The organism is Helicobacter cholecystus, assembly GCF_003364215.1.
GTDB classification, from domain to species: Bacteria; Campylobacterota; Campylobacteria; order Campylobacterales; family Helicobacteraceae; genus Helicobacter_G; species Helicobacter_G cholecystus.
This window is the reverse complement of the sequence record NZ_NXLU01000007.1, coordinates 12754-36474: the sequence shown is the minus strand read 5'-3', so window position 1 is coordinate 36474 and position 23721 is coordinate 12754. Positions and strand designations below refer to the sequence as shown.

Genomic DNA, 23721 nt, shown 5'->3' with positions numbered 1-23721 from the left:
TAAAAAATGCTTACTTTCTTTGAATATGTTACACATCAAAGCAAAGGTTGATTATGAGTAATGCACTTTCTATTTTTGAAAAACATCTAAGCGGTGCGGATATCCTTGAAGGCTATCTAGCAAAAAACATCAAAGACATTAATCAAGCTATTGGAAGCTTACAAACCATTGACAGTGCACTTAAGAAAGCCATTAATGCCATAGAACAACAAGAGGAGATCCACAGTATTTCTTGTGTTTTTATGGGGGATAATCTTATGGGGAAAGAGATTATTTTACTTCTTTTTGGAGAAAGCAAAAATTTTTATATCCAAGACTTAGCTATCCTATCTACCCAAAAAAATCCTCAAGAACTCCTTATTTTTCTCCAAAACAAAAGAAAAGAAATCTCTTCTATCTTGGATTGGGTTATGGATAAAATGGAAGAATCTCCAGCAGAAAGCTCTTTCTCACCTACTTTTGCCTCATCACAACTTTCAAAAATCCTCTAATTTCTAAGCGTAAGGTTTTCTAACTTAGAGGTTGAAGCTTTTTTGTTAGAATTTCCACGAATCCAAAATTAAGGTGTGACTTTGAAGATTGTGAAAATTATGTTTTTATGTTTATCCTTACTTTGTGCCTCAGACATTACTCTTGAATTCATCCAAACCAAACCTAGGGGTATTGCGAGAGATTTTTATATTTGGAGATTTTTACAAGATCCCAAAACTTCACTCCAAGAAGCTATTGTTGCTTATGATTTAGTTTATAAAAAAAATCCAAAAATTGAAAAACTCATTGCTCAAAAAGGTTATATCCACGAACTTCCTAAAGAAGTTGGTTGCAAACAAATGGATTTTAAGAAGCTTCAAGAAAGCGATGGAGAGTGCATTGCCTTTGGTTTAAAACTTTCAAATATCCCTTCTCTCCCAATCTCGCAAACACAGGCAATGATTCAAAAACTCCAAGAAGTTGATCCAATCATCGCCCAAGAGGTCAAAATTCTCACCCTTAAAGATCCTCTTCCCGCTATTCTTGCTACACAAAATGCAAAAATTTTCTCAGAAATTTTTTATGGGCTTAATCTTGCTCAACGCCAAGCTATTTTTAACCATAATATTCCAGCTAATGAACTTGCCATAATTGCAAATCAAAATGATCCCAATTTCAACAAAATGCTCCAATATGTCCTCCTCTCCCATCAATTTAATGAGTTTAAAAAGAGTATTTTGCAAGCTCCAATCCAAAAAGTGGAGGATAAAATTCTTCTTCTTATTGGTATTGCACAAGCCCAAGCTAACCATTTACAAAAAGCACAAGAATATTTCTCTTTAATCCTTGAGACCTCAAAAAATCAGCTTTTTAGAGACAAAGCTTTATTTTGGCAGTATCTTATTAGTCAAGATAAAAACTATCTTCAAACACTTGCACAAAGCCCTATTGTGAATCTCTACTCTATTTATGCTGCACAAACCCTAAAGGTTAAACCTGCTTATACTATTATTTCAAAGCTTGATGATTTAAAAAATGTTCCCCCCTCTTTTGATATTACCAATCCTTTTGAATGGCAAATTCTAAGAGACTCACTCATTAAAATTCCCACAGGTGATGAACTTAAACCAATTTTAGATCAAAAACTTGCTCATCCTCAAAGCTCTCCACACTATGCCTACATGCTTAATCGCATTAAAAAATATAAAGGCAATTATTTCCTGATGCCCTATGATTCCTTACTGAACTGGAAAAGTAATCATCAAAAGGCTCTCACCTATGCTATTGCTAAACAAGAAAGCAATCTCTTGCCTGCACTTATTTCAAGCTCCTATGCTTTAGGAATGATGCAAATTATGCCTTTTAACCTCGAACCTTTTGCAAAAGCTATGGGTAAAAAAGATGCAAACCTTGATGATCTCTTCCACCCTCAAAATGCATTAGAGTATGGAAGATTTTATTTAGCCGAGCTTGAAAATGAATTCAAGCATCCTCTTTTTGTAGCCTATGCCTACAATGGGGGTCCTGGATTTTGGAGAAGGACTTTAGAGAAAAAAACTCTCTTTATTAAAAATAGAAAATATGAACCTTGGCTAAGCCTAGAGCTTATCCCTTATGAAGAGAGCAAAAACTATGGGCAAATCGTTTTAGCAAACTATATAATCTATCAGCAGATTTTAGGAAAAGAGATTAATCTACAGTCCTTTCTCAATCAAACTCTAGTCAATTAAGGAGAAAAAATGATAAAAAAATGCTTATTTCCAGCAGCAGGTTATGGAACACGATTTTTGCCTGCAACAAAAGCAATGCCCAAAGAAATGCTTCCAATTGTCAATAAGCCCTTGATTCAATATGGAGTTGAAGAGGCTAAAGAGGCAGGATGCACTACCATTGCTATTGTGACTGGACGTAATAAGCGGAGTATTGAAGATCATTTTGATATCAGCTATGAACTTGAGCAAGAAATTAAAGGGACAGATAAAGAGAATTATCTTACAAGCATTAGAGAAATTATGCAAGCTTGCACATTTTCCTATACTCGCCAAAATGAAATGAAAGGCTTAGGGCATGCAATTCTCACAGGTGAAACCCTAATTGGCAAAGAGCCCTTTGGAGTTATCTTGGCTGATGACCTATGCCACAATGAGGGAGATGGGGTCTTAAAGCAAATGATTGAGCTCTATGAAAAATATCATTGCGCAATTGTTGCAATTGAAGAAGTCGAACTGGATGCTGTGAATAAATATGGAGTCATTGATGGAAAAGAGATAGAAGAGGGAATTTATAAAGTGCATTCCATGATAGAAAAACCCTCTCCCTCTGAAGCACCAAGTAATTTGGCCATTATTGGACGCTATATTCTTATTCCTGAGATTTTTGAGATTCTTAAAGTAACCCCTCCTGGAAAAAAGGGAGAGATTCAAATCACAGATGCACTCCAAACTTTAGCAAAAGAGGGAAAAGTTATTGCCTATAAATTTCAAGGCAAACGTTATGATTGTGGAAGCGTAGAGGGGTTTATAGAGGCTACAAATGTGTTTTACAAGGAAAATCATGATGCAGATTAACTACATCCTCTTCTTCTATGGCTTTGCTTTTACGCTTTTACTTCCTATTTTAATTCTAGGCTATATCATCACTCCAACTCAAAAAATTAAAGTGGTAGCTCCTCCAAAACCCAAAGACATTCTTGCTCTTTTGCAAAATAATGAAAAAAGTGCCCAAAAAGGCTCTCTTCTATTTGAACAATATTTTCTTGATGCTCAAAGTTGTGATGAGCAAACTTGGTTTAACCTTCTTGATCAAATTGCACTTTGTAAATGGCTTGAAACAACGCAAATTGTAGAAATCCAACAGCGTGTGATTAAAGCTAATCCAACACTTGAAAAAAAGATTGAAACTCAAATAAGCAATGCTTTAAGGAATAGAAAATGAAAGAAATCATTTACATTGAGGGAATGACTTGTAGCGCTTGTTCTAGTGGAATTGAACGTTCTTTGAAGAGAAAGGCTTTCATTAAGAATGTTCAAGTGGATTTACTTAATAAACTTGCAATCATTGAATTTGATGAACAAGCAAGCAGCTTAGATGAAATTTTTACCCTCATTAAAAAACTCGGATATATTCCCAAAAAACAAGGAAGAATGGAAAAACTAGATTCTGCTTTCCTCACACCAAAAAGACGAATTCTAATCGCTTTAATTTTCACATTCCTTACCCTTTATCTTTCAATGCTTCCTATGATCTCTCTTTCATTTTATCAGTGGCTTACACCTATTTCACCCTTTTATAATGCACTTCTTCAGATGTTTTTTACTTTAATTGTTATGCATATGGGAAGAAATTTTTATATTAAAGGGTTCTCTTCACTCTTAAGCCTAAACCCCACAATGGATACACTTGTGATGTTGGGAAGTGGGGGTGCATTTATTTTCTCTCTCTTTACCCTTCCCTCTCTTTATCATAGCAGTCAAGATGAATTACTCTTATTGCATTCGAGTGAGGGGATTTATTTTGAGAGTGTTTGTGTCATTTTACTGTTTGTTCTTATTGGCAAAAGTATTGAAGAACAGGCTAAAAACAACACACAACATTCCCTAAAAACTCTAGCTTCTCTCAAAGATGCTTTTGCAACTCGTATCAACAACAAGACAGAAGAGAGGGTAGAAATTTCTCAAATCAAAAGGGGGGATATTTTAAAAATCTCTCCACAAGAGAGCATCCCTGTAGATGGAATCATTACCCAAGGCTACGCTAATCTTGATTGCTCAAGTTTAAGTGGCGAGAGTATGCCTATTGGCAAAAAAGAAGGGGAGGAGATTTATTCTGGCTCATTTAATCTCAATACCACCTTTTTAATGCAAGCAAACAAAGATGCCCAAAACTCAACCTATTGGCAAATTCTTAATCTTGTGCAAAATGCCCTGATTTCTAAGGCCCCCATTGCCAAGCTTGCAGACAAAATCTCGGCTTTTTTCATACCCTTTGTCATCCTCCTAGCTTGTTTAAGTTCAGTGATATGGTTTTTGATAAGCCATGATGCTAAAGTTGCCTTGCAAACCTTTTGCACCATTCTTCTTATCTCTTGTCCCTGTGCTCTAGGACTCGCTACACCCCTTGCACTCAACATTGCTACAAAACTTGCAAGTGCCAGAGGAGTATTTTTTAAAGATGCTCAAATTTTAGAATTGATTGGAAAAACCTCTCTAATTTTTTTTGATAAAACAGGGACACTCACCCAAAAACAACTCTCTCTCAAAAAAATCATAAGTTTTGGCTCAGTTCCTGAAGATCAATTACTTCAAATCTGTGCTTCCCTAGAATCTCAGTCCCAGCACATTATTGCTCAAAGCATTCTTCAAGCCTCCCAAGAACAAAATCTTTCTCTTCTTGAAAGCAAAGAGATTCATATCCAAGAAGGATTGGGGATTAGTGGAGAAATTGGGGGAATAAGATATAAAATAGGCAGTGCAAAAAATTTTTCACCTTCTCCTAGCCATTCTGAAGATGGGATTGAAGTTTTTATTGGAAAAGAACATCAAGACAAAGATGAAATTCTAGGATGCATTCTTTTAGAAGAAAAACTTAAAAATGAGACAAAGCAAAGCATTATTGAACTTAAAAATCTAGGAGTAAGTGCAACAATTCTTAGCGGAGACCATGCTCAAAATGTGCAAAAAATTGCCAATGAACTAGGAATTGCTTATCGTGCTGATGCACTTCCTCAAGATAAACTTGAAATTTTAAAAAGTCATAAAGATGAAATTACAATGATGGTAGGAGATGGCATTAATGATATGCTCGCTCTCAGTAATGCTAACATTAGTGTGAGTATGGGTGAAGGGGCTAAAGGAGCAATGGCAAGCTCAAATCTTATTATTTTTAATAATAATTTAAGCAATATTCCTTATGTTATCAAACTCTCCAATGCAACCCTTAAAAATATCAAACAAAATCTCTTCTGGGCTTTTGGCTATAATGCCTGTATGATTCCTATTGCTTGTGGAGTCTTAAGTATTTGGGGGATTACTCTTACGCCAGTTTTGGCTTCTAGTGCAATGACGCTCAGTAGTCTGAGTGTAGTGCTTAATGCACAAAGATTGAAAAAATTTAAAGGATAAACATGAATACACTCGTTTTCAAAGTTCCTCAAATGAACTGCTCTCATTGTATAAGTAAAATAACAAAGTTTCTTCAAGAAGTGCAAGGAGTTCAAGAAGTTGAATGCCTTTTACCCAGCAAAGAAGTTAAGGTAACTTTTTGCTCCCCTGCAGACAAAGGGCAAATTATTGAGGCAATTGAAGATTGTGGATTTGAGGTTGAATGATCCCATTTTTTTCAATTATTTTTCCAGTTTACAACACAGAAAGATATGTAGAAGATTCTCTAAAAAGTATTTTTTCTCAAACTTTCAAAGACTTTGAACTTATTGCCATCAACGATGGCTCTACAGATCAAAGTCTTTGTATTCTAAAAAGATTTGCCCAAATTTATCCTAATCTTATTCTTATTTCCAAAGAAAATGGGGGGTTAAGTGATGCAAGAAATATTGGAATGCAATATGCAAAAGGGAAATATCTCTGTTTTGTAGATTCTGATGATCTTATTCACCCTCATTATCTTGCAGATTTTTACAATGTTATTCAAACCACTCAAGCAGATATTTGCAAAAATACCCATATCATTAAATTCACTTCTCAACCCAAAAATCAAAAAAATACATCCCCTACTCATTTGCAAGAATTTATCCTCAAGGATCCTAAGATTGGGTGCAATGTTTGGACCTTTGCCTTTAAAAAAACCCTTATTGATCAATATGGGCTTACCTTCCTTAAGGGAAGAATTTTTGAAGATGAACCTTTTGTTTTAATGATTCTACCCCTAGCACAAATAGTTTTTACCTTTAGAGGGTCACCCTATCTCTATCGTCAACATTCTGGCTCCATTGTTGCCAATTCTGCTGCTGCCTTTGACCGTATTGAAAATTTTAAGGACATCATTCAATGGTATCAAAGTCAAAATATCTTAAATTCATCTCACCCTATCCCTTTTTATATCCTTTATGACATCAGCATTAAAAATGCTTACTATAAAGACTACCTCCAAAAATCTCAAGCAATGCTTCACACTCTTTGCCTAGAGAAATTCTTGCACCAAGATAAACTTGCTTATAATCTTTTTTATTTAAAGATTGAGAATTTTATCAGAGAGCATCAAAAATCGCGTGGAATCTTTAAGTACTATCTTAAATCTTTATTGGGACTGCTCTAATCCATTGTCACACCAAGTCTTATTCTCAATAATACTCTGAAGATAAATTTTATGATTTTCTTCAAGCATCTGACGAGTATTCTCATGGTGGTAGAGATGGTAGGCAATGGCACAAAATTTAATCCTTTTCATTATCCCCCCTGCATTAAGAAATCTCACCACAAACTCACTATCCTCTCGTCCCCAACCAATAAAATCTTGGTTAAATCCATTAATCTTTAATGCATCTTCTTTATAAAATGCCATATTGCATCCTCGCACAGGCAGAAATTTATCTCTTGTAATTGCATTTTTTTTCAATGTAGAGAGTGAAAAAATAATTTTTGCAAGAAATGGAATTCTTGTACTTTTAAATGTTTTCTTCTGCAGTGCTCTATGATAACAATCCTCTTGAAGAATTTCTTGTGTTTGACTTTCATTAAGTAAAATTCTTCCCCCTTGATTAAAGCTTCCTTTTTTACAGAATTTTAAATGATCTGCAACAAAGCTAGGGGAGAGAATCATATCACCATCTACAATAATCACATATTCCCCTCTTGCATTGCTTATTGCTCTATTTCTTGATCGTGCCAAGCGATATCCCTCATCTTCTTGCCAAACATGTCTTAAGGGAATAATAAATTGATCCTGATAATTTCTAATCATTTCTCTTGTATCCCTATTGCTTCCATCATCAGCAATCAAAACCTCTTGGGGCATAGTCTCTTGATGCAAAATAGAATCTAAAACCAATTTTAAGCGCTCTTTTTGATTATAAGTTGTCACAATAAGACTCACACTGGGTTTTTTAATAGAATTTTCATAGAGTTTCATATATTTAAAAAATGCCCCCAAAGCATTACATACACTAATTATAAAACCTTTATATCCATATAAAAAACCTCTTTTAAAAAAATAATTTCGCACAAAAACCCATACTCCTCTTAATATTGCACCTATGGGCGAGGATGAACGATGAGGATTTTGCTGTGCCCATAAACTTGAATAACGCTGCATCTTATCAAGCAGATGTGAAATATCCTCAAAAGAGTAATGTTTAATAGCACCGCATAAACGTTTTTCTTTAATATATTTTGGGATTCTTAATCCCTCATGCACCAAGGCATTATCAAAACAAATCTCTTTTTTATTAAAAATTCTTTTTACCCAATCTGGATGCCATCCACATCCTCTAATCCACTCTCCTTGATAAAAATTCTTTCTTAAAAAGCAATAATATTCTCCTCTTTGAAATTGCATTTGTGCAATTTCTTCAATGAGTCCCTCTTCTAAAACCTCATCACTATCTAAAGAAAGTATCCAATCATTTTTTGCATAAGAGAGGGCTAAATTTTTTAATGCTCCAAAACCAATAAATTCACTCTGATAAATTTTAACATTACTGAACTCTTGAGCAATCTTTAGAGTCTCATCATCGCTTTGATTGTCAAGCAAAATGACCTCATCAAAACGTTCAACACTTTTTAAGCACTCAAATAAGGTTTTTTGTGCATTTTTTGCAAGAATAGTGACTGAAATTTGATTAAGCATTGTTGCTCTCCTGCAAAATATTTATTTCCTGCAAAATAAGTTTATAAAAACAACAAACACTAAGAATCATCAACGGAACGCTAACATTTGACTCCCATACATCACCTGTGAGTGAATTAGGAAATAAATAATAAAAACCAATCAATAATGCACAAAGCGCAAATGCAAAGACTTCAAATTGTCTCACTTTTAAAAAAGAATAAAACAGTTTGCCATAAGCAAACCAAACAAATAAAAGTGCAAGCACACCCACAATTCCCCTTTTTGCTAAGGCATTTAAAATTTGATTATGCTTATTGCCTATGGCTTCATTTCTTGCATCGCTCTCTTGATCTCTAGGAATCTGGCTTCCACTTCTTTCTCTAATCTCTTTTAAATTTTGAGAAATTTCATAAGTACTTAATCCAAAAAATGGAGCCATTTTAAACATTGCAATCGCTTCTTTCCACATCTCAAACCTTAGCCCAATACTTGTATTCACATTTCCTTGGTCATAATACTTTACATCATTGACTGCAGATTTTACTCTTAAACCATCTTCAATCCCACTTGTAAAAAACAAAATACAAACAAACCCCATAGCACAAAATAAACTTGCCCATAAGGCTTTTTTAATAAATGCCTTTTGATAGATCCATACAAGAGACAAAAACATAAGTATTGTTAAAATAATTCCCAAAAATGCACCTCTTGTACTTGTTGAAAGCAATGCAAAAGAAGAGGCAAATATACTCAGTGCAAATAAAAATCTTTCCCCCCTTTTTGCAAAAAAAGAAAAAATCATCATACAAAGGATACAAAGAATAGCACTCTCATCTGCAAACTCTGCAATTCCACTCATTCCATGCACTCTTTGCAATCCCAAAACATATCTTTGATAAGCCGCAAAAATCCCACAAATAATCCCCCCTAGTGCTATGGAATAGAAAATAATCCTTTTTTGCAATGTAAATTTCAATTTAAAAAATAATACAAATAATAGACTGCCCATTAAATATTTACTTGCCAAATCAATATCCAAAAATGAAGGCATATTTGGATGTTTAATACTTTTAAGCTCATAACCATGCCCAATTAAAAAAGAAGCCAGAGCACTTAAAAAGAAACATAAAAGAGCCCATGCAAAAAGCCTTTCATTTTTACACATTCTATATTTAGGGGTGTTGTGCGAAAACAAAAAAGTAATGAGCAAAGCAATGAGACACAAAATCATTGCAGTAAAACTACCCTGACGCCAAAAAGCACTCAAATACAAAAATCCTAACAATAAACTTAAAACTAAACCCAAAGAAACCATCATCTTATCGTTCCTCTATTTTAAAAATCCATCTTCAATACGTAGGATTTGATCTGCAAGTTCAATTGTGCTTGGACGATGTGCAATTAAAATAATAATCTTATCCTTACGTATAAGATCAATTGTATGTTTAATCGCCTCTTCTGTTTTTTCATCTAGGGCACTTGTTGCCTCATCAAGAATAAGAATCTGTGCATCTTTATATAATGCCCTAGCAATGGCTATTCTTTGACGTTGTCCACCGCTAAGATTTGCTCCAAACTCATCAAGCTTTGTTTCAATCCCTTGGGGTAAACTCTCAACAAACTCTAATGCCATTGCCTGCTTAAGCGCCCATTTCACCCTCTCCTCATCCATTTTATGTCCATAAGCAACATTTTTTGCAATGCTATCATTCAGAATAAAAATCCGCTGATTAACTACAGAAATTTTAGATCTTAGGCTTTTGATAGAAAAATCTTGAATTGGAGTGTTATTGATTGTAATTTTCCCCGAGTTTATATCATAAAGCCTTAGTAAAAGTGCGATCATTGTACTTTTTCCACTCCCACTTTTCCCTACAAGAGCAGTGATTGTATTTTTCTTAAAACTGCATGAGATTTGATGCAAAACTTCATCTTCATCGTATTTAAAACTCACATTACAAAATGCAATCTCATCAATTTCACTCTCTAATTCTTTACTCCCATCCCTAATGGCTGATTTTTGTGTGAAAATTTCTAAAATTCTTTGGTTTGCAACAATAGCACTTTGCATTCTCACCACACAATTAAGAAGACGTTTAATGGGCGTATAAGCCATAAATAATGCTGTATTAAAAGAAAAAAACTCCCCTACAGTCAAACTTCCATCAATGACACTTTTCCCCCCTACATAAAGCACTCCACCAATCGCCAAAGCCCCTAAAATCTCCATTACAGGATTATCCAATGTTCCTATAAGGGTATTCTTCATATTGATTTTGAAAAACTCTTGATTTTGACTTTTAAACTTTTGAGATTCCAATTCCTCAGCACTATTGACTTTAATCATTTCTATATTATTGAAAACTTCATTGAGATTTGAAGTGATGTCAGCATTTTTTTCTTGGGCTTTTTTAGAAACCTTTTTCAAGCGCCGCACAATCGCAGCAATAGGAATAATTGATAGAGGTAAAATCACAAGCCCTAAAAGGGCCAGTTTTGGGCTTTGATAGATCACTACTGCAATGAGTGCAATAGCTGTTACTCCTTCACGCACAAATTCCGCAAAAATTGAAGAAACTGCAGAGCGAATAAGACCAATATCATTCGTGATCCTTGCAATTAACTCTCCATTACGATTCTTATTAAAAAAATTCAAATCTAAACTCAGCATATGATAAAGCATCTTATCGCGTATTTGCCTTACAATATCTTCTCCGATATGGCTCATTAAATACCCTTGAGCATAAGAACCAAGAGCTTTTCCAATATAAGCAAACATTAATAAAAAAGGGATTAAAGCAAGTTTTGTGGTATCTTTATCTACAAATACCTCATCAAGCATAGGTTTAACAAGATAAGTGACCCCCGCTGTGCAGAGTGCAGCAAATATTCCTGCAAAAACTGCAAGGCAAAATAAAGGATAATGCCCTCTAATGTAGGGCATAAAATTTTTAAAAAACTCTTTCATTTACATTTTTTTCTTCGCTTGGATTCCTAATAAACCTAATGCACTCTCTAGTGCAATAGAAACTCCAAGCAAAATTTTAAGCCTTTGTGCCTCTCTTTTTTCTCCAAGGATTTTTTGAGCATTATAAAAGGCATGTAACTGGCTTGCAAGTGATTTAAGATAATCACATACCTTTAAAGGAGAACGCTCTAAAAATGAACTTATAAGTACTTGTGGAAGCTGACTTGAAAGAAAGATTAATCCCTCTTCATCTGCGTCAATACTTTCAAGTTTGACACTTCTGATCTCATCAAGTTTTCTCCCACTTTTCTCAATAAGAGTGCAAATTCTTGCATTGGCATAATTAATATAAAAAATTGGATTTGAACTGTCCTCTTTTTTTAAATCATCAACATCAAACTCAAGACTGATATCCGCTTTCTTACAAAGAAAGACAAACCTTAATGCATCAGCACCAATATCATTCACAACATCTTGCATCAAAATAAAATTTCCTGCCCTTTTACTCATCTTATAGGGCATACCTTTTTTAAGGAGTTTCACCATTTGAGAGAGCAATACCTCAAGTCTATTTGACTTAAATCCTAAAAATTCTATCGCGGCCTTTACTCTTGCAATATAGCCATGATGATCTGCACCCCAGATATTAATATAATGATCATAGTTGCGTTGAAACTTATCAGCATGATAGATAATATCTCCCGCTAGATAAGTAGGCTCTCCGCTCTCTCGCACAACAACACGATCTTTTTCATCTCCATGCTCACTTGACTTAAGCCATACTTTCCCCTCATTCTTATAAATCCCACCATTATCCTCAAGCTCTTTAAGTGTTTCTTCCCAACGATCATAAAGCAACTTTTCACTCACAAAATGATCAAAATTAATCCCTACACTTGCAAGATTTCGTTTAATCTCCTCAAGCATTAAATCTTTTCCAAACTCAGCAAGCTGAGCAATGCTCTGCTGACTTGCAAAAATTTCTTTTCCAAACTTTTCACTCGCTGCTTTTGCAAGATCAATAATATATTCCCCTCGATAATACTGCTGAGGATAAATGACTTCTTCTCCTAAAATCTCCTCTTTTCCTGCAAGTAAAATAGAAAGACCTAGCATAGAAATTTGTGCACCTGCATCATTGATGTAGTATTCACTCTCAATTTCATAGCCTAAAAAATTGCCAATTCGATAAAGTGCATCTCCATAAATTGCACCTCTTGCATGACCAATATGCAAGGGACCTGTTGGATTTGCACTCACATACTCAAGAAGAATTCTCTCACCCCTAGGAGCAAAAGGCTTAAATCCTTCTTTTAAAATTTCCTCTAAAGCTTCAAGGAAGAGCTCTTGTTTTAAAGTTAAATTAATATAACCATTAAGGGTATCCACTTGAGCAAACAACTCAATTTCCCTAAGCTTTTGAGCAATTTCTTCACTTAAAATCTTAGGGTTTTTTCTCTGTATTTTTGCCAATACAAACGCAACAGGTGTTGCAAAATGCCCAAAGTCTCTATTCTTAGGACGTTCTAAGACTACATCACAGCCCAAAATCTCATCAAGCTTTGCTTTGACTTTTGCATAGAGCATTAGGCTTGTTTTTCCTCTTGTTGAGTTTGCGCTGATTTTATAGTCTCATTTGTCTTATCTTCTACATTCTTTGGCGTAATCTCTTCTTCATCTTCCTTCATTGCTTTTTTAAAGTTTTTAATTCCACTTCCCATTCCCTTGGCAAGTTCTGGAATTTTCTTTCCACCAAAAAGCAAAACAATCACTAACACAATAATTGCTATTTGCCATCCACTAACACCCATATTTTTCTCCTTATATTTTGTTCAAAACAGTCTATTATACCTTTACTCAATCCACTCTTTAAGTATTTTTTGCGTTTTCAAACTTGTTTGCTTACATTTCAAACTCTGAACAATAGAGAGGATCGAGCTCTTTGCCTCCTCAATATTGTCATTAATAATCAAATAATCAAACTCGTCAATATGTTGCATCTCATTATATGCATGCATCAATCGCAATTCAATAATATTTTGCTCATCAGTTTTTCGATTTTTTAATCTCTCTGCAAGCACTTGTTTTGTTGGAGTGGTGATAAAAACTGAAGTTGCAAGAGAACCATAATGTTTTTTAATACTATGATGTCCTTGAACATCTACATCAAAAACTACAATTTTCCCCTCGCTCAGCGCTTTTTCTACTGGTCGTAATGAAGTCCCATAATAATTTGTATGCACCTGTGCCCATTCTAAAAACTTATTCTCTTCTACATCTTTTAAAAATTCTTCTTGAGAAAGAAAATGATACTCTCTTCCGTTCACTTCACCTTCTCGCGGTTTTCGCGTAGTTGAAGAAATAGAGAAATAAATATTTGTAATCTCTTTAGAAATAGCTGAACAAAGTGTGCTTTTACCACTTCCACTAGGTCCAGAAAGAATAAGAATTGCCCCCATTAATTCTCCTTTTTAGGGAAAGAAATATTAATGGTTAATTGCATTCCATCTAAAATCTCTCTAATGCCTTCAGGTGATTTTGAAGAAAGCAAACTTTGGAATAACTCAATCTCTTTATGAGATTCTCCTCCAACTTTTCCACCACTTTTTTGCACCTCATCCAAAAGATTTTGAACTTTTGCAATCTCTGCAAGATCTAAGGCTCCACCAATATGAGAATCTTTCTCCTCCTGATCTTCTTCCTCAACTTCTTGTGTTTGCGCTTCACTCTGATCAAAGATCTTGCTTAACTCATATTCTTCATCTCCATCTTTCTCACTCTCCACTTCCTTATTTTCATCTTGAGCGACCTGATCTAATGCTTCTTGTGTTTCTAGAGCTTGATCTTTTTGTAAAGCATCTTCTTGAATATCCTCTTCTTGGATTTCATCAAGTTCCCTAACTTCCCCTTCTCTCTCTTTGGCAGTTTGAATCTCTTGTTGAGTTGCTGTTTGAAAATGATCTTGCTCAAACCCCTCTTCTTCTGGTAAATCTTTGAGTAAAGCATCCAAATCATCATCAGCATTTTCTTCATTCGCTAATGAATGATCTGCTGGGATATTAAGTTCATTTAAAAGATCATCAAGATCATCATTTTTCTCTACCTCATCTTCTGCATCAATATTGACAAACATTTCCTTTTCATCAAGATTAGCAAACTCTTCTTTTTGCTTTTTTTGTAGATTTTGTTTTGCACTCACAAGTAAAGTTAAAAATTCATTGGGCAAAAAAGGTTTTTTTATCGTATAGGTAAAATGCGAAAGAAGGGCATCATCTTGTAGAACTTGAGAGTATAGGATAATGCTCTTATTCCCTTTTAAAAAAGAAAAATCACCCTTATATCCTTCTAAAACTTCTTGATCAAAAACAACTAAATCATATTTTTTGATATCACTCTGTTTTTCAAATTCTTCAAATGAAATAAGGGTTGTGAGTTCACAATCAACTTTTCTTGTCGTAACATCAATGAGTTTTTGCACGACTTGATTATTATTTACAAGTAAAATTTTCACAACAAACTCCAAAGATAAAGATTTTAATCTTTGATTATAAGCTAATATTCGTAGATGACTTATTAAAAAGGACATAAAGTTGAAAAAATTACATATTTTTTTCTTGATTTGTTTGCTAAGTACTGTTACTTTGGCAAATGAAATTGTTTATTTCATGCCATTTGAAAGTAGGCAAGCTCTTATCCATCTTATTTCTCTCATTAATAGTGCGCAACAAAATATCAGCATTTCTATTTATAGCTTTACAAATAAAGAAATTGCAAAAGCTCTCAAAAAAGCAGCACAAAGAGGCGTTTCTATCAATATTATTTATGATATGGAAAGCAATAAAAAAAATCCCCAATCTACAATTGGATATCTTTCAAAATATAAAAATATCCAAACCTGTCTCCTTTCAGGAAAATCCTCTAAAAACAATAAATATAAAGGTCTAATGCATCAAAAAATGGCCATCATTGATCTTAGCGTTTTGATTTTGGGATCTGCGAATTGGAGTAAAAATGCATTTGAAAATAATTATGAGACTTTTATACTTACTTCCAACCCTCAAAGTATACAAAAGGCGCTTCAAACCTATTCTCTCATGTTTGAGCAATGTGTGCCTTATTAGGGGAGTTGTATTTTTGGATATAATCGCTTACAAATCTTTATTTTTTATCATAGGGCAATAAGTGAAGAAATTTTTATTTTTATTTTTTATCAGTGTAACTGCCTTACTTTGCGCACCACAGATTCCTACTGTTAATCTTTCTATCGGCACTCCTAATGAACCTACAGAATTAGTCAATACACTTAATGTTGTCATTGTCATGACTTTACTTGTTCTTGCACCTTCTTTAGTGCTTGTCATGACAAGTTTTACACGGATTGTGATTGTTTTTGCATTTTTAAGAACAGCCCTTGGGACTCAGCAAAGCCCACCTACACAAATTATTGTGAGTTTTTCTTTAATTCTAACTTTTTTTATTATGGAACCTACTGTCAAAAGAGCTTATGATGAGGGGATAAAGCCTTATATTGACAAGCAAATCTCTTATGATATAGCCTTTGAACGTGGGGTTAAACCTTTTAAAGACTTTATGCTTAGCAATACTAGAGAAAAAGATTTGGCACTTTTTTATCGTATCCGCAATTTACCTAATCCACAGAATGCTGATGATGTAGCGATCACTACACTTATTCCTGCTTTTATGATCAGTGAGCTTAAAACTGCATTTCAAATAGGCTTTTTACTCTATCTCCCCTTCTTGGTCATTGATATGGTTGTAAGCTCAATCCTTATGGCAATGGGTATGATGATGCTTCCACCTGTAATGATTTCACTCCCTTTTAAAATTCTCATTTTTGTCCTTGTTGATGGATTTAACCTTCTTGTAGGAAATCTTGTCAATGGCTTTAAATAAAATATAAGGAGAGTCAATGCATAAAAAACGTTTGAGTTTTCTTGATCTTTTGGAGAAAGCTGGAAACTTTCTGCCTCATCCTGTAATTTTATTTATTCTTTTAATTTTACTTTTAATCATTTCCTCCGCAATTGCCCAATTCTTTGGTCTAAGCATTGCAGACCCTCGAAAAGAAGGAGAAAAAATTGTAATTATTAATCTTTTAAATATGCAAGAATTTGTTCGCTTTACGACCCATATGATTACAAATTTTACAAACTTTCCTCCCTTAGGCACAGCGCTTATTGCAATGCTCGGGGTGGGAATTGCCGAAGCTAGTGGATTTTTATCTACTGCCATTCGCACTCTAGTGCTTAGCTCTCCTAAAAAACTTATTACACCTATTGTTGTTTTTTCAGGAATTATGTCTAACTTGGTTTCTGACTTTGGCTATGTGGTTTTAATCCCTCTTGCTGCAATGATTTTTCACTCTCTTGGGCGCCACCCTCTAGCAGGAATTGCAGCAGCATTTGCTGGAGTGAGCGGAGGATTTTCTGCAAATTTATTGATCGGAACACTTGATCCTATTATCTCAGGAATTACTCAACAAGCTGCTCGTATCATTAACCCAAATTATATTGTAGGTGTTGAAGCTAATTGGTATTTTATGATGGCCAGTACCTTTTTAATCACATTTTTAGGCTATATTGTCACAGAAAAAATTGTTGAACCTAGACTTGGAAAATACATCAGTGAAGGACAAGAAGAAGACAAGATAGTTAAGCTTACACCCTTAGAGAAAAAAGCTCTTTTTTATGCATTTTTAGGGATTTTAGGATATATCATACTCATTGCTCTTCTCATTCTCCCTCAAGATAGTCTTTTTAGAAACCCAAAAACAGGCTCTCTTATTGGTTCTCCATTTTTTCAAGGAATCATTTTCTTTGTTTTTTTCTTTTTTGCTATTCCTGGGGCAATTTATGGAATTTATACTCAAAGCATCAAATCTGCAACTGATATTGCTGAGGTCATGGCTAGTGCAATGAGAATGATGGCAATGTATCTTGTCATTATTTTCTTTGCTTCTCAATTTATTAAACTTTTTGAATGGAGTAATTTTGGACCATTCCTAGCAATTCAGGGAGCCAATTTTCTTAAAAGCATTGATCTTAACCCAGCATTACTTCTCATTGGTTTTGTGCTTGTGAGTGCATCCATTAATCTTTTTATTTGTTCAGCCTCAGCCCAATGGGCATTAATTGCTCCAATCTTTGTACCAATGCTCATGCTTCTTGGCTATTCACCAGAAGTTATCCAAGCTGCATATCGGATAGGGGATTCTGCAACAAATCTTATCACTCCTCTACTTGCCTACCTTCCTATTATCCTAGCAGTAGCAATGCGCTATAAAAAAGATACAAAAATAGGAACGATGATTTCAATGATGTTCCCCTATACAATTGTCTTTTTAATTGGATGGTGTGCATTATTATATTTATGGGTGTTTGTCTTAGAGCTTCCTGTTGGACCAGGATCTGCACTGATATATGGGGTAAATTCTTGAAATGTCAATACTTTAATCAATGCAGAGGGTGTTCTCTTCCCCTAGATTATGAAGTACAACTTCAAAAAAAGATTCAAACACTCAAAACTTTGGGCTTACATACGCAAGAAATTTATACCAGCCCAAAAGAGGGGTTTAGATCTAGAGCTGAGTTTAGAATTTATAGAGATCATCTAGGTTTACATTATGCAATGAGTATAGGCAATCAACCTCTCCCCATCAATTCTTGCCCTATTCTTTTACCCCATCTTCAAGAGCTTTTAAAACAACTTCTTCCTCTTTTAAATGCCTCAGAAATCCTAAAGCATAAGCTTTTTTCTCTTGAAGTTTTAGGCACACTCCAAGGTGAGAGTTTGCTGACCTTGCTTTATCATCGTCCGCTTGATCACATATGGGAAAGTGAGGCAAAAAAGCTAGAAGAACAGCTTAAAATCCAAATTATTGGTCGCTCAAAAGGAAAGAAAAACATACTCTCTGGTGAATATCTGCAAGATAAACTACTGCTTGAAGAAAAAGAATATTCTTTCATTCGCTATGATAATGCATTCTCTCAACCTAACCCCTATACTAATATTAAGATGCTAGAGTTTGTTCTTAAGTGTGTGAGAGAAGCAAAAAATAAAGAAGATTTGCTTGAACTGTATTGTGGTGGGGGGAATTTCACCATTCCTCTTGCTCAAGAATTTCATAAAGTTTTTGCCACAGAAATTGCCAAGAATTCTATAAAGGCACTGCATCAAAATATACAAAACAATCATCTCTCCAATATCTTTTGTGCAAGATTAAGTGGGGAAGAGAGTATTGAGGCTCTAAGATTTCAAAGAGATTTTTTTAGATTAAGGGAAGTGGATTTGGGCTCTTACAACTTTTCTCATATTTTAATTGATCCTCCACGTAGCGGAGTAGGAAATTCAGCTATGCTGAATTTTATTTCAAGTTTTAAAAATATTATTTATATTTCTTGCAATCCCTGTACGCTTAAAGAAGATTTGGATGTTCTGCTTCAAACTCATGAGATTAAGCGTTTTGCACTATTTGATCAATTTCCTTATACCCATCATATTGAGAGTGGAGTATGGCTTCAGAAAAAAACTACACCATCATTTATTGCAATCCAAGAATCTTAAGTTATCTTAACAAACTCCCAAAAGACCTAAGAGAGAAAACTTTTTCCCTCTTGGATGAACTCTCACAAAAAGGAAATTTTCTTGATCATATTCACACCAAAACCCGCTGTGAGGGAATTTTTAAGATTCGTGTGAAATCTTCTCATCACTGCTTAAGAGTGTTTTACACTTTTTCAAAAAACCTCTATATTCTACATGCCTATATCAAAAAAGATCAATGTACACGCAATAAGGAATTAGACTTAGCCCTTAAGCGTTTGAAAGAAATCCCAAAAATTAATTCTTAGGATAAATGATATCCTTAATCATATCTTGAACCTTTTGATCTTGATTTTCTTTGACAAAGAAATAAATTTCTACACGATTATCATGAGCCAATTTCTTTTCTTCACTTCCTTGGAATGGTTTGCCATATTGCCCTTGTGAAGAGAAGAAAATATTATTGGGTGAAACACCCTCTTTAATCAAATGATTCATTACATCCAAAGCCCTGGCAGAAGCTAATTCATAATTATTCTTAAAGTGTGTAGTAGCAATATCTGGATTATTTGCAAATCCTCTCACATCAATTCTAACATCTGAAGGAAGTTTTTTGATGATTTGAACAATACGTTTAATAAACAAGAGAGAATCTTGATCTTGGATTGTAGACTGATTGGGCTTAAACATAATACTTGTTGGCAATTTAAGAACAATTCCATCTTCCACTTGTTCAAGTATCCCACCTTGCTGAATAGCCTCCGTGATTGTCTCTTGAGCAAGCTTGTCTGTCTCTATTTGCTTCTGACCACTTGTAACTTCTGGATTCTCTCCTGGATTTGGTGGGATTGTAATAATAGGTTGAGCCTGTTCAGGCTTTGGAGCATAATCAAAAATTTTGATAAACTCTGTTTTAAGAGCCTTGACCTTTTCTGTATTTGCAGCAGAAATTGCATAAAGAGCAATAAAAAGTGCTAAAAGCAAAGAAAGAAAGTCCGCATAAGGAACAGCCCATTTTTCTCCAGCTGGACATTCTGGACATTTTTTCTTCTTTGCCACTTTCTCTCCTTAATTAAATTGTGAAATTTTTGGCTGACTTGGATCAAGGAAACCAAAGAGTTTAGATTCTAGATTTCTTGGGTTATCCCCATTGGCAATCCCAACCACACCCTCTAAAATCATTTCCTTTTCTTTAACAATATCCTTACTTTTTGCAATCATTTTATTTCCCCAAGGACCAAAGATCGCATAAGCACCCATAATTCCTGTAACTGTTGCGGTAAATGCACCAGCAATTCCTGCAGCCATTTTTGCAGGATTATCCAACAATTGCAAAGCAAGCATAAGACCCATAACCGCTCCAACAAGTCCAAATACTGGACAAGACTCACCAGCTAAAATCCAATAATGCCCTGCCCCATGGTAATATTCTTCAATTTGCTCAATTTGAACTTCCATATCTTCTTTTACAGCATGGGCATCCATTCCATCAATAATCTTTGAAAGTGCTTCTCGCATAAAATCATCATCAAGCTGGGCGACTCTTGCTTCAAGTCCCAAAACTCCATCTTTTCTTGCAATTGTAGAAAATTCAACAAGAAGTTTAATTTTTTCTGGAAGATTTACAGGAGAGCCTACAAAAACCATTTTTACCTCTTTCCAAGCAGCTTTAATATACTTAGAATTTGTTCCTGTCATCGCTGAAAACAATGCTGTTGGAATCACGATAAGAACAGAGCTGAGGTGGATAATATGTAAAGGATTTCCTCCCTCTAAAATATCTCCAACAGAAATACTTACAACAGCTAAAACCATACCTAAAATCGTTGATAAATCCATTCTTTTACCTTATAAAAACTAAAAAGGCATTAATTATACTTAAAGTGCGTTAGAAAAACCACTTTTTCTTGATAGAGTTTTTCTTTTATTTTACGATAGGAAGCAAAAGATATTCCTTCTTTAAGTGAAATAATTAAATTACTGTAAGTGTGAAAAAACATATATGCTTGATCTTCTTGACTAGCAATAGGTTTGGAATGAGGGTGAGAATGATATATACCAATAATTTGCAAATACGAAAATTCCTTTAAAACTCTAAGTTGCTCATAAGGAGAGAAAGAGAAATATTTACAAGGTGAAGAATGAATATTTTTCATAGGAAAAATCTCTATGAGAATGTTATCCTCCCCCTTTCTCTCTCCTAGCAAATATCCACAACACTCTCTAGGTGCTTGACTTTGTGCCTGAAAGAGGAGTTTCTCCCAAAGTAAAGAAGGGATTAGGAGTTGCATGAGAGAGGAGTAAGCTCCTTGCTTGAATGTTTACCACAAACTGGGCAGTCAGGATTTTTTGTAATTTTAACTTTTCTAAAAGTCATATTTGAAATATCAAGATTAAGAAGTGAATTGGTTAAAGGTGTGCCCACTCCTGTAAAATATTTAAGTGCTTCACTTGCTTGGATTGATCCTAAAATCCCTGTAAGGGTTCCAAATAAACCCATCTTATAAAGACTTGCATCTTTTGGAGGTGTTGGAAAAAGACATCCCAAGCATACACAATCAGGATAGTAAGTCATACTCTGCCCCATATAGCGGACAATTCCTGCATGTGCATAAGGTTTTTGGGCTAAAACACAAGCTTGATTGACTAAAAATTTAGTCACAAAATTATCACTTGCATCAATAATAAAATCATACCCCATAATTAAATCAAAGGCATTATCTATATTAAAACGTGTTGAATGAATTTCTACCTCAACACTAGGATTAAGAGCAAAAATTGCATTTTTTGCACTTTGGGTCTTAGAAATGCCAATGTCACTTGTGCGGTACATCACTTGACGATGCAAATTGCTTATATCTACTGCATCATCATCAACTAAACCAATCTTTCCTATCCCCGCTCCTGCTAAATACAATGCATTAGGTGATCCCAAGGCCCCACACCCAATAATCAATACACTTCCCTTTTTGATTTTCTCTTGCCCCTCTTCTCCCACATCATCAAGCATAAGATGACGAGAATAACGCACTTTTTCTTCTTGGCTTAGCATACTTCCTCCTTGTTTTAGATTCGAGCAATCCACACATCAAGGTGTTTTTGTTCACTTGCCACAGTGGTATCCTCTCCATGCCCTGGATGAATGGGCAAATCTCTCTGAAAGCTTTTGAATTTCTGCAAACTCTCTTTCATATCACTTGGGCTACTGTATATAAAATCATATCTTCCAATGCAACGATAAAAAATAAAGTCTCCACTAAAAAGATGAGAATCTATCTCAATCATACAGCACCCTGGAGTATGTCCGGGAAAATGATGAAAAATAATTTGTATGCCCGCAATTTGAATTTCCTCACTCCCTTTTTGTGTGTTAATGAGTTGAGTAGGAATACTAGGAGTAAGACCCAATTCAAAGCAATCATTCTCCAGCATAAAAGCATCATTAAGATGGCAAATCAAAGGGATTTGAGGAAAAGCTTTTACAATAGAGGCATTACTCCAAATATGATCAAAATGCCCATGAGTATTAAGAAGTGCTAAAGGATTTTTACATTCTGCCCTCACCCAATCACTTGCTCCTATTCCTGCATCAATAATTAGCTCACCTTGAGGAAATTTTAAAATATAACAATTGGTCTGATATTCTCCAAAGGGATGCTTTAAAATTTCCATAAACTTCCTTATAAATTTATTGATAGAATAATTATATAAACTTTTTTGGAGGGAGTATATGAATTTCCAAGAGACCAAAAAGATCAGTCAAGACTTTCTGCTTAAAACCTATGCACCATCAGATATTGCATTTGTGAAAGGAGAGGGTTCAAAACTCTATGATACACAAGGAAGAGAATATATCGATTTCTCTAGTGGTATTGGGGTGTGTAGTATAGGATACAATCATCCCAAATACATCCAAGCACTATGCAATCAAGCTCATACCTTGCTTCATACTTCAAATCTTTTTTATAATCCCACTCAAGCCCTTTTGGCAAAAAAACTTGTCGAGCTTAGCGGTTATGATATGCAAGTCTTTTTTGCAAACTCGGGAGCGGAGGCCAATGAGGGTGCAATCAAATTAGCTAGAAAATATGGTCAAACTCGCTTTGAGAAAAAACGCTACAAAATCATTACTTTAGAAGCTAGTTTTCATGGGCGCACTCTTGCAACACTTGCAGCCACAGGACAAGATAAATTTCATCCTCCCTATTTCTCTCCCTACATACAAGGATTTATTAGAGCAAAAAATCTACAGGAAATCTATAAGCTTATCGATAAGGAAACTTGCGCTGTAATGATTGAACTCATTCAGGGTGAGGGTGGAATTTATGCACTGCCCAAAGATGAAGTTCAAAAGCTTTGGGCTTTCTTGCATGAAAGGGAGATTTTGCTCATCGTTGATGAGGTGCAAAGTGGAATTTATCGCAGTGGAAAATTCTTTGCTAGTAATATTTATGATATTACTCCAGATATTATCACTACTGCCAAAGGTTTGGGGGGTGGAGTACCTATTGGTGCGGTACTAAGCAAGCATAAAGACATATTTCAAGCAGGAGATCATGGAAGTACTTTTGGGGGAAATTACTTAAGCAGTCAAGCAGGGTTAAGTGTGCTTGAAATCTTAAGCGAAGAATATGAAAACATTCAAAAAACAATTAAAACCTTTCATCTATTTTTAGATGAAGTATTCAATCACTATCCTCAACTTTTTTCTCAAAAAGTAGGAATGGGATTAATGCTAGGGCTTCAAGCTCAAAATGAAGAAATTCAAAAGTATATTGTTTCTGAAAGCCTAAATCATGGACTTGTGCTTTTGCGCTCAGGTAGGAATGTAATAAGATTTCTCCCACCCCTATTAATCAGTGATGAAGAGATTGCTGAAGGCTTTGGGAGATTAAAAAAGATCCTAGAGAAATGCACTAAAGAGGTTTCTTAAAAAA

25 protein-coding genes are annotated in these 23721 nt (G+C 34.7%); 13 read left to right on the top strand and 12 right to left on the bottom strand.

Translation table 11 applies throughout. The annotated features are described in order from the left end of the window. Window positions 1-53: 53 nt before the first annotated feature. The 7 genes from CQA62_RS05665 to CQA62_RS05635 all read left to right on the top strand — a co-directional run bounded on the left by CQA62_RS05665 (window position 54) and on the right by CQA62_RS05635 (window position 6741). On the top strand, window positions 54-491 hold the full coding sequence (locus CQA62_RS05665) for a hypothetical protein (protein ID WP_104724957.1): 438 nt from the start codon (window positions 54-56) through the stop codon (window positions 489-491). Window positions 492-581: 90 nt separating this feature from the next. Next, window positions 582-2201 carry a lytic transglycosylase domain-containing protein gene (locus CQA62_RS05660; RefSeq protein WP_232006864.1) on the top strand — a complete coding sequence of 540 codons (1620 nt, stop codon included), beginning with the start codon at window positions 582-584 and terminating at the stop codon, window positions 2199-2201. Window positions 2202-2210: 9 nt separating this feature from the next. After that, the gene (gene galU, locus CQA62_RS05655; RefSeq protein ID WP_104724955.1) at window positions 2211-3038 is read left to right on the top strand and encodes a UTP--glucose-1-phosphate uridylyltransferase GalU; all 828 of its coding nucleotides are present in this window, start codon (window positions 2211-2213) and stop codon (window positions 3036-3038) included. Then, window positions 3028-3405, top strand: coding sequence for a hypothetical protein (locus tag CQA62_RS05650; protein ID WP_126498366.1), 378 nt, complete (start codon window positions 3028-3030; stop codon window positions 3403-3405). The genes galU and CQA62_RS05650 overlap by 11 nt, the downstream gene beginning before the upstream one ends. Next, window positions 3402-5591 (top strand): heavy metal translocating P-type ATPase, encoded by a 2190-nt coding sequence (locus tag CQA62_RS05645; protein WP_104724953.1) that lies wholly within the window; start codon window positions 3402-3404, stop codon window positions 5589-5591. Before CQA62_RS05650 ends, CQA62_RS05645 begins: the two co-directional genes overlap by 4 nt. A gap of 2 nt (window positions 5592-5593) precedes the next feature. Then, window positions 5594-5797: a heavy-metal-associated domain-containing protein gene (locus tag CQA62_RS05640; protein ID WP_104724952.1), complete on the top strand. Its 204-nt coding sequence runs from the start codon at window positions 5594-5596 to the stop codon at window positions 5795-5797. Then, on the top strand, window positions 5794-6741 hold the full coding sequence (locus CQA62_RS05635; RefSeq protein WP_104724951.1) for a glycosyltransferase family 2 protein: 948 nt from the start codon (window positions 5794-5796) through the stop codon (window positions 6739-6741). The genes CQA62_RS05640 and CQA62_RS05635 overlap by 4 nt, the downstream gene beginning before the upstream one ends. Here CQA62_RS05635 and CQA62_RS05630 read toward each other — a convergent pair. From CQA62_RS05630 to CQA62_RS05600, 7 genes are read right to left on the bottom strand one after another with little or no spacing between them, the layout of a single operon-like run. Then, window positions 6724-8271, bottom strand: a complete 1548-nt coding sequence (locus CQA62_RS05630; protein ID WP_104724950.1) for a glycosyltransferase family 2 protein — start codon at window positions 8269-8271, stop codon at window positions 6724-6726. The two genes, CQA62_RS05635 and CQA62_RS05630, sit on opposite strands and share 18 nt — an antisense overlap. After that, window positions 8264-9571 (bottom strand): O-antigen ligase family protein, encoded by a 1308-nt coding sequence (locus CQA62_RS05625; protein WP_104724949.1) that lies wholly within the window; start codon window positions 9569-9571, stop codon window positions 8264-8266. Before CQA62_RS05625 ends, CQA62_RS05630 begins: the two co-directional genes overlap by 8 nt. Window positions 9572-9583: 12 nt before the next feature. Next, window positions 9584-11221: an ABC transporter ATP-binding protein gene (locus CQA62_RS05620; protein ID WP_104724948.1), complete on the bottom strand. Its 1638-nt coding sequence runs from the start codon at window positions 11219-11221 to the stop codon at window positions 9584-9586. Beyond that, window positions 11222-12808 carry an arginine--tRNA ligase gene (gene argS, locus CQA62_RS05615; RefSeq protein ID WP_104724947.1) on the bottom strand — a complete coding sequence of 529 codons (1587 nt, stop codon included), beginning with the start codon at window positions 12806-12808 and terminating at the stop codon, window positions 11222-11224. Next, entirely contained in the window at window positions 12808-13032 is a 225-nt protein-coding gene (locus CQA62_RS05610) for a twin-arginine translocase TatA/TatE family subunit (RefSeq protein WP_104724946.1), read from the bottom strand. The genes argS and CQA62_RS05610 overlap by 1 nt, the downstream gene beginning before the upstream one ends. Before the next feature lie 42 nt (window positions 13033-13074). Further along, the gene (gene gmk / locus CQA62_RS05605) at window positions 13075-13680 is read right to left on the bottom strand and encodes a guanylate kinase (protein ID WP_104724945.1); all 606 of its coding nucleotides are present in this window, start codon (window positions 13678-13680) and stop codon (window positions 13075-13077) included. Further along, window positions 13680-14732: a hypothetical protein gene (locus CQA62_RS05600; RefSeq protein ID WP_104724944.1), complete on the bottom strand. Its 1053-nt coding sequence runs from the start codon at window positions 14730-14732 to the stop codon at window positions 13680-13682. Before CQA62_RS05600 ends, gmk begins: the two co-directional genes overlap by 1 nt. A 79-nt stretch (window positions 14733-14811) precedes the next feature. Between CQA62_RS05600 and CQA62_RS05595 the strand changes: the two genes are divergently transcribed. The 5 genes from CQA62_RS05595 to CQA62_RS05575 all read left to right on the top strand — a co-directional run bounded on the left by CQA62_RS05595 (window position 14812) and on the right by CQA62_RS05575 (window position 19092). Continuing rightward, a complete protein-coding gene (locus CQA62_RS05595) occupies window positions 14812-15342 on the top strand; it encodes a phospholipase D-like domain-containing protein (RefSeq protein ID WP_232006779.1) in 531 nt (176 codons plus the stop codon). An 88-nt stretch (window positions 15343-15430) separates the two neighbouring features. Beyond that, complete coding sequence (fliP, locus tag CQA62_RS05590) at window positions 15431-16135, top strand: flagellar type III secretion system pore protein FliP (protein ID WP_408609846.1); 705 nt, start codon at window positions 15431-15433, stop codon at window positions 16133-16135. 16 nt (window positions 16136-16151) lie between these two features. Next, a complete protein-coding gene (locus CQA62_RS05585) occupies window positions 16152-17678 on the top strand; it encodes an AbgT family transporter (protein WP_104724942.1) in 1527 nt (508 codons plus the stop codon). After that, a complete protein-coding gene (trmA, locus tag CQA62_RS05580; RefSeq protein ID WP_158653704.1) occupies window positions 17675-18805 on the top strand; it encodes a tRNA (uridine(54)-C5)-methyltransferase TrmA in 1131 nt (376 codons plus the stop codon). The genes CQA62_RS05585 and trmA overlap by 4 nt, the downstream gene beginning before the upstream one ends. Further along, the gene (locus CQA62_RS05575; RefSeq protein WP_104724940.1) at window positions 18754-19092 is read left to right on the top strand and encodes a type II toxin-antitoxin system RelE/ParE family toxin; all 339 of its coding nucleotides are present in this window, start codon (window positions 18754-18756) and stop codon (window positions 19090-19092) included. Before trmA ends, CQA62_RS05575 begins: the two co-directional genes overlap by 52 nt. On the opposite strand, the gene motB is transcribed toward CQA62_RS05575, so the two are convergent. From motB to CQA62_RS05550, 5 genes are read right to left on the bottom strand one after another with little or no spacing between them, the layout of a single operon-like run. Continuing rightward, window positions 19082-19843, bottom strand: coding sequence for a flagellar motor protein MotB (gene motB / locus CQA62_RS05570; protein WP_104724939.1), 762 nt, complete (start codon window positions 19841-19843; stop codon window positions 19082-19084). The genes CQA62_RS05575 and motB overlap by 11 nt on opposite strands. 9 nt (window positions 19844-19852) lie before the next feature. Beyond that, window positions 19853-20623, bottom strand: a complete 771-nt coding sequence (motA, locus tag CQA62_RS05565; RefSeq protein WP_104724938.1) for a flagellar motor stator protein MotA — start codon at window positions 20621-20623, stop codon at window positions 19853-19855. A 29-nt stretch (window positions 20624-20652) separates the two neighbouring features. Continuing rightward, window positions 20653-21075: a M67 family metallopeptidase gene (locus tag CQA62_RS05560; RefSeq protein WP_104724937.1), complete on the bottom strand. Its 423-nt coding sequence runs from the start codon at window positions 21073-21075 to the stop codon at window positions 20653-20655. Further along, a complete protein-coding gene (locus CQA62_RS05555) occupies window positions 21063-21836 on the bottom strand; it encodes a HesA/MoeB/ThiF family protein (protein ID WP_104724936.1) in 774 nt (257 codons plus the stop codon). The genes CQA62_RS05560 and CQA62_RS05555 overlap by 13 nt, the downstream gene beginning before the upstream one ends. A gap of 14 nt (window positions 21837-21850) precedes the next feature. Continuing rightward, window positions 21851-22456, bottom strand: coding sequence for an MBL fold metallo-hydrolase (locus CQA62_RS05550; protein WP_104724935.1), 606 nt, complete (start codon window positions 22454-22456; stop codon window positions 21851-21853). A 58-nt stretch (window positions 22457-22514) separates the two neighbouring features. On the opposite strand from CQA62_RS05550, the gene CQA62_RS05545 reads away from it, so the two are divergent. After that, entirely contained in the window at window positions 22515-23717 is a 1203-nt protein-coding gene (locus tag CQA62_RS05545; RefSeq protein ID WP_104724934.1) for an aspartate aminotransferase family protein, read from the top strand. Window positions 23718-23721: the final 4 nt, after the last annotated feature.

What these genes read in the sequence shown, in the direction of transcription:
- CQA62_RS05665 (WP_104724957.1), top strand. Translation starts at nt 54, where the DNA reads ATGAGTAATGCACTTTCTATTTTTGAAAAACATCTAAGCGGTGCGGAT.
- galU (WP_104724955.1), top strand. Translation starts at nt 2,211, where the DNA reads ATGATAAAAAAATGCTTATTTCCAGCAGCAGGTTATGGAACACGATTT.
- CQA62_RS05650 (WP_126498366.1), top strand. Translation starts at nt 3,028, where the DNA reads ATGCAGATTAACTACATCCTCTTCTTCTATGGCTTTGCTTTTACGCTT.
- CQA62_RS05645 (WP_104724953.1), top strand. Translation starts at nt 3,402, where the DNA reads ATGAAAGAAATCATTTACATTGAGGGAATGACTTGTAGCGCTTGTTCT.
- CQA62_RS05640 (WP_104724952.1), top strand. Translation starts at nt 5,594, where the DNA reads ATGAATACACTCGTTTTCAAAGTTCCTCAAATGAACTGCTCTCATTGT.
- CQA62_RS05635 (WP_104724951.1), top strand. Translation starts at nt 5,794, where the DNA reads ATGATCCCATTTTTTTCAATTATTTTTCCAGTTTACAACACAGAAAGA.
- CQA62_RS05630 (WP_104724950.1), bottom strand. Translation starts at nt 8,271, where the DNA reads ATGCTTAATCAAATTTCAGTCACTATTCTTGCAAAAAATGCACAAAAA.
- CQA62_RS05625 (WP_104724949.1), bottom strand. Translation starts at nt 9,571, where the DNA reads ATGATGGTTTCTTTGGGTTTAGTTTTAAGTTTATTGTTAGGATTTTTG.
- CQA62_RS05620 (WP_104724948.1), bottom strand. Translation starts at nt 11,221, where the DNA reads ATGAAAGAGTTTTTTAAAAATTTTATGCCCTACATTAGAGGGCATTAT.
- argS (WP_104724947.1), bottom strand. Translation starts at nt 12,808, where the DNA reads ATGCTCTATGCAAAAGTCAAAGCAAAGCTTGATGAGATTTTGGGCTGT.
- CQA62_RS05610 (WP_104724946.1), bottom strand. Translation starts at nt 13,032, where the DNA reads ATGGGTGTTAGTGGATGGCAAATAGCAATTATTGTGTTAGTGATTGTT.
- gmk (WP_104724945.1), bottom strand. Translation starts at nt 13,680, where the DNA reads ATGGGGGCAATTCTTATTCTTTCTGGACCTAGTGGAAGTGGTAAAAGC.
- CQA62_RS05585 (WP_104724942.1), top strand. Translation starts at nt 16,152, where the DNA reads ATGCATAAAAAACGTTTGAGTTTTCTTGATCTTTTGGAGAAAGCTGGA.
- CQA62_RS05575 (WP_104724940.1), top strand. Translation starts at nt 18,754, where the DNA reads ATGGCTTCAGAAAAAAACTACACCATCATTTATTGCAATCCAAGAATC.
- motA (WP_104724938.1), bottom strand. Translation starts at nt 20,623, where the DNA reads ATGGATTTATCAACGATTTTAGGTATGGTTTTAGCTGTTGTAAGTATT.
- CQA62_RS05560 (WP_104724937.1), bottom strand. Translation starts at nt 21,075, where the DNA reads ATGCAACTCCTAATCCCTTCTTTACTTTGGGAGAAACTCCTCTTTCAG.
- CQA62_RS05555 (WP_104724936.1), bottom strand. Translation starts at nt 21,836, where the DNA reads ATGCTAAGCCAAGAAGAAAAAGTGCGTTATTCTCGTCATCTTATGCTT.
- CQA62_RS05550 (WP_104724935.1), bottom strand. Translation starts at nt 22,456, where the DNA reads ATGGAAATTTTAAAGCATCCCTTTGGAGAATATCAGACCAATTGTTAT.
- CQA62_RS05545 (WP_104724934.1), top strand. Translation starts at nt 22,515, where the DNA reads ATGAATTTCCAAGAGACCAAAAAGATCAGTCAAGACTTTCTGCTTAAA.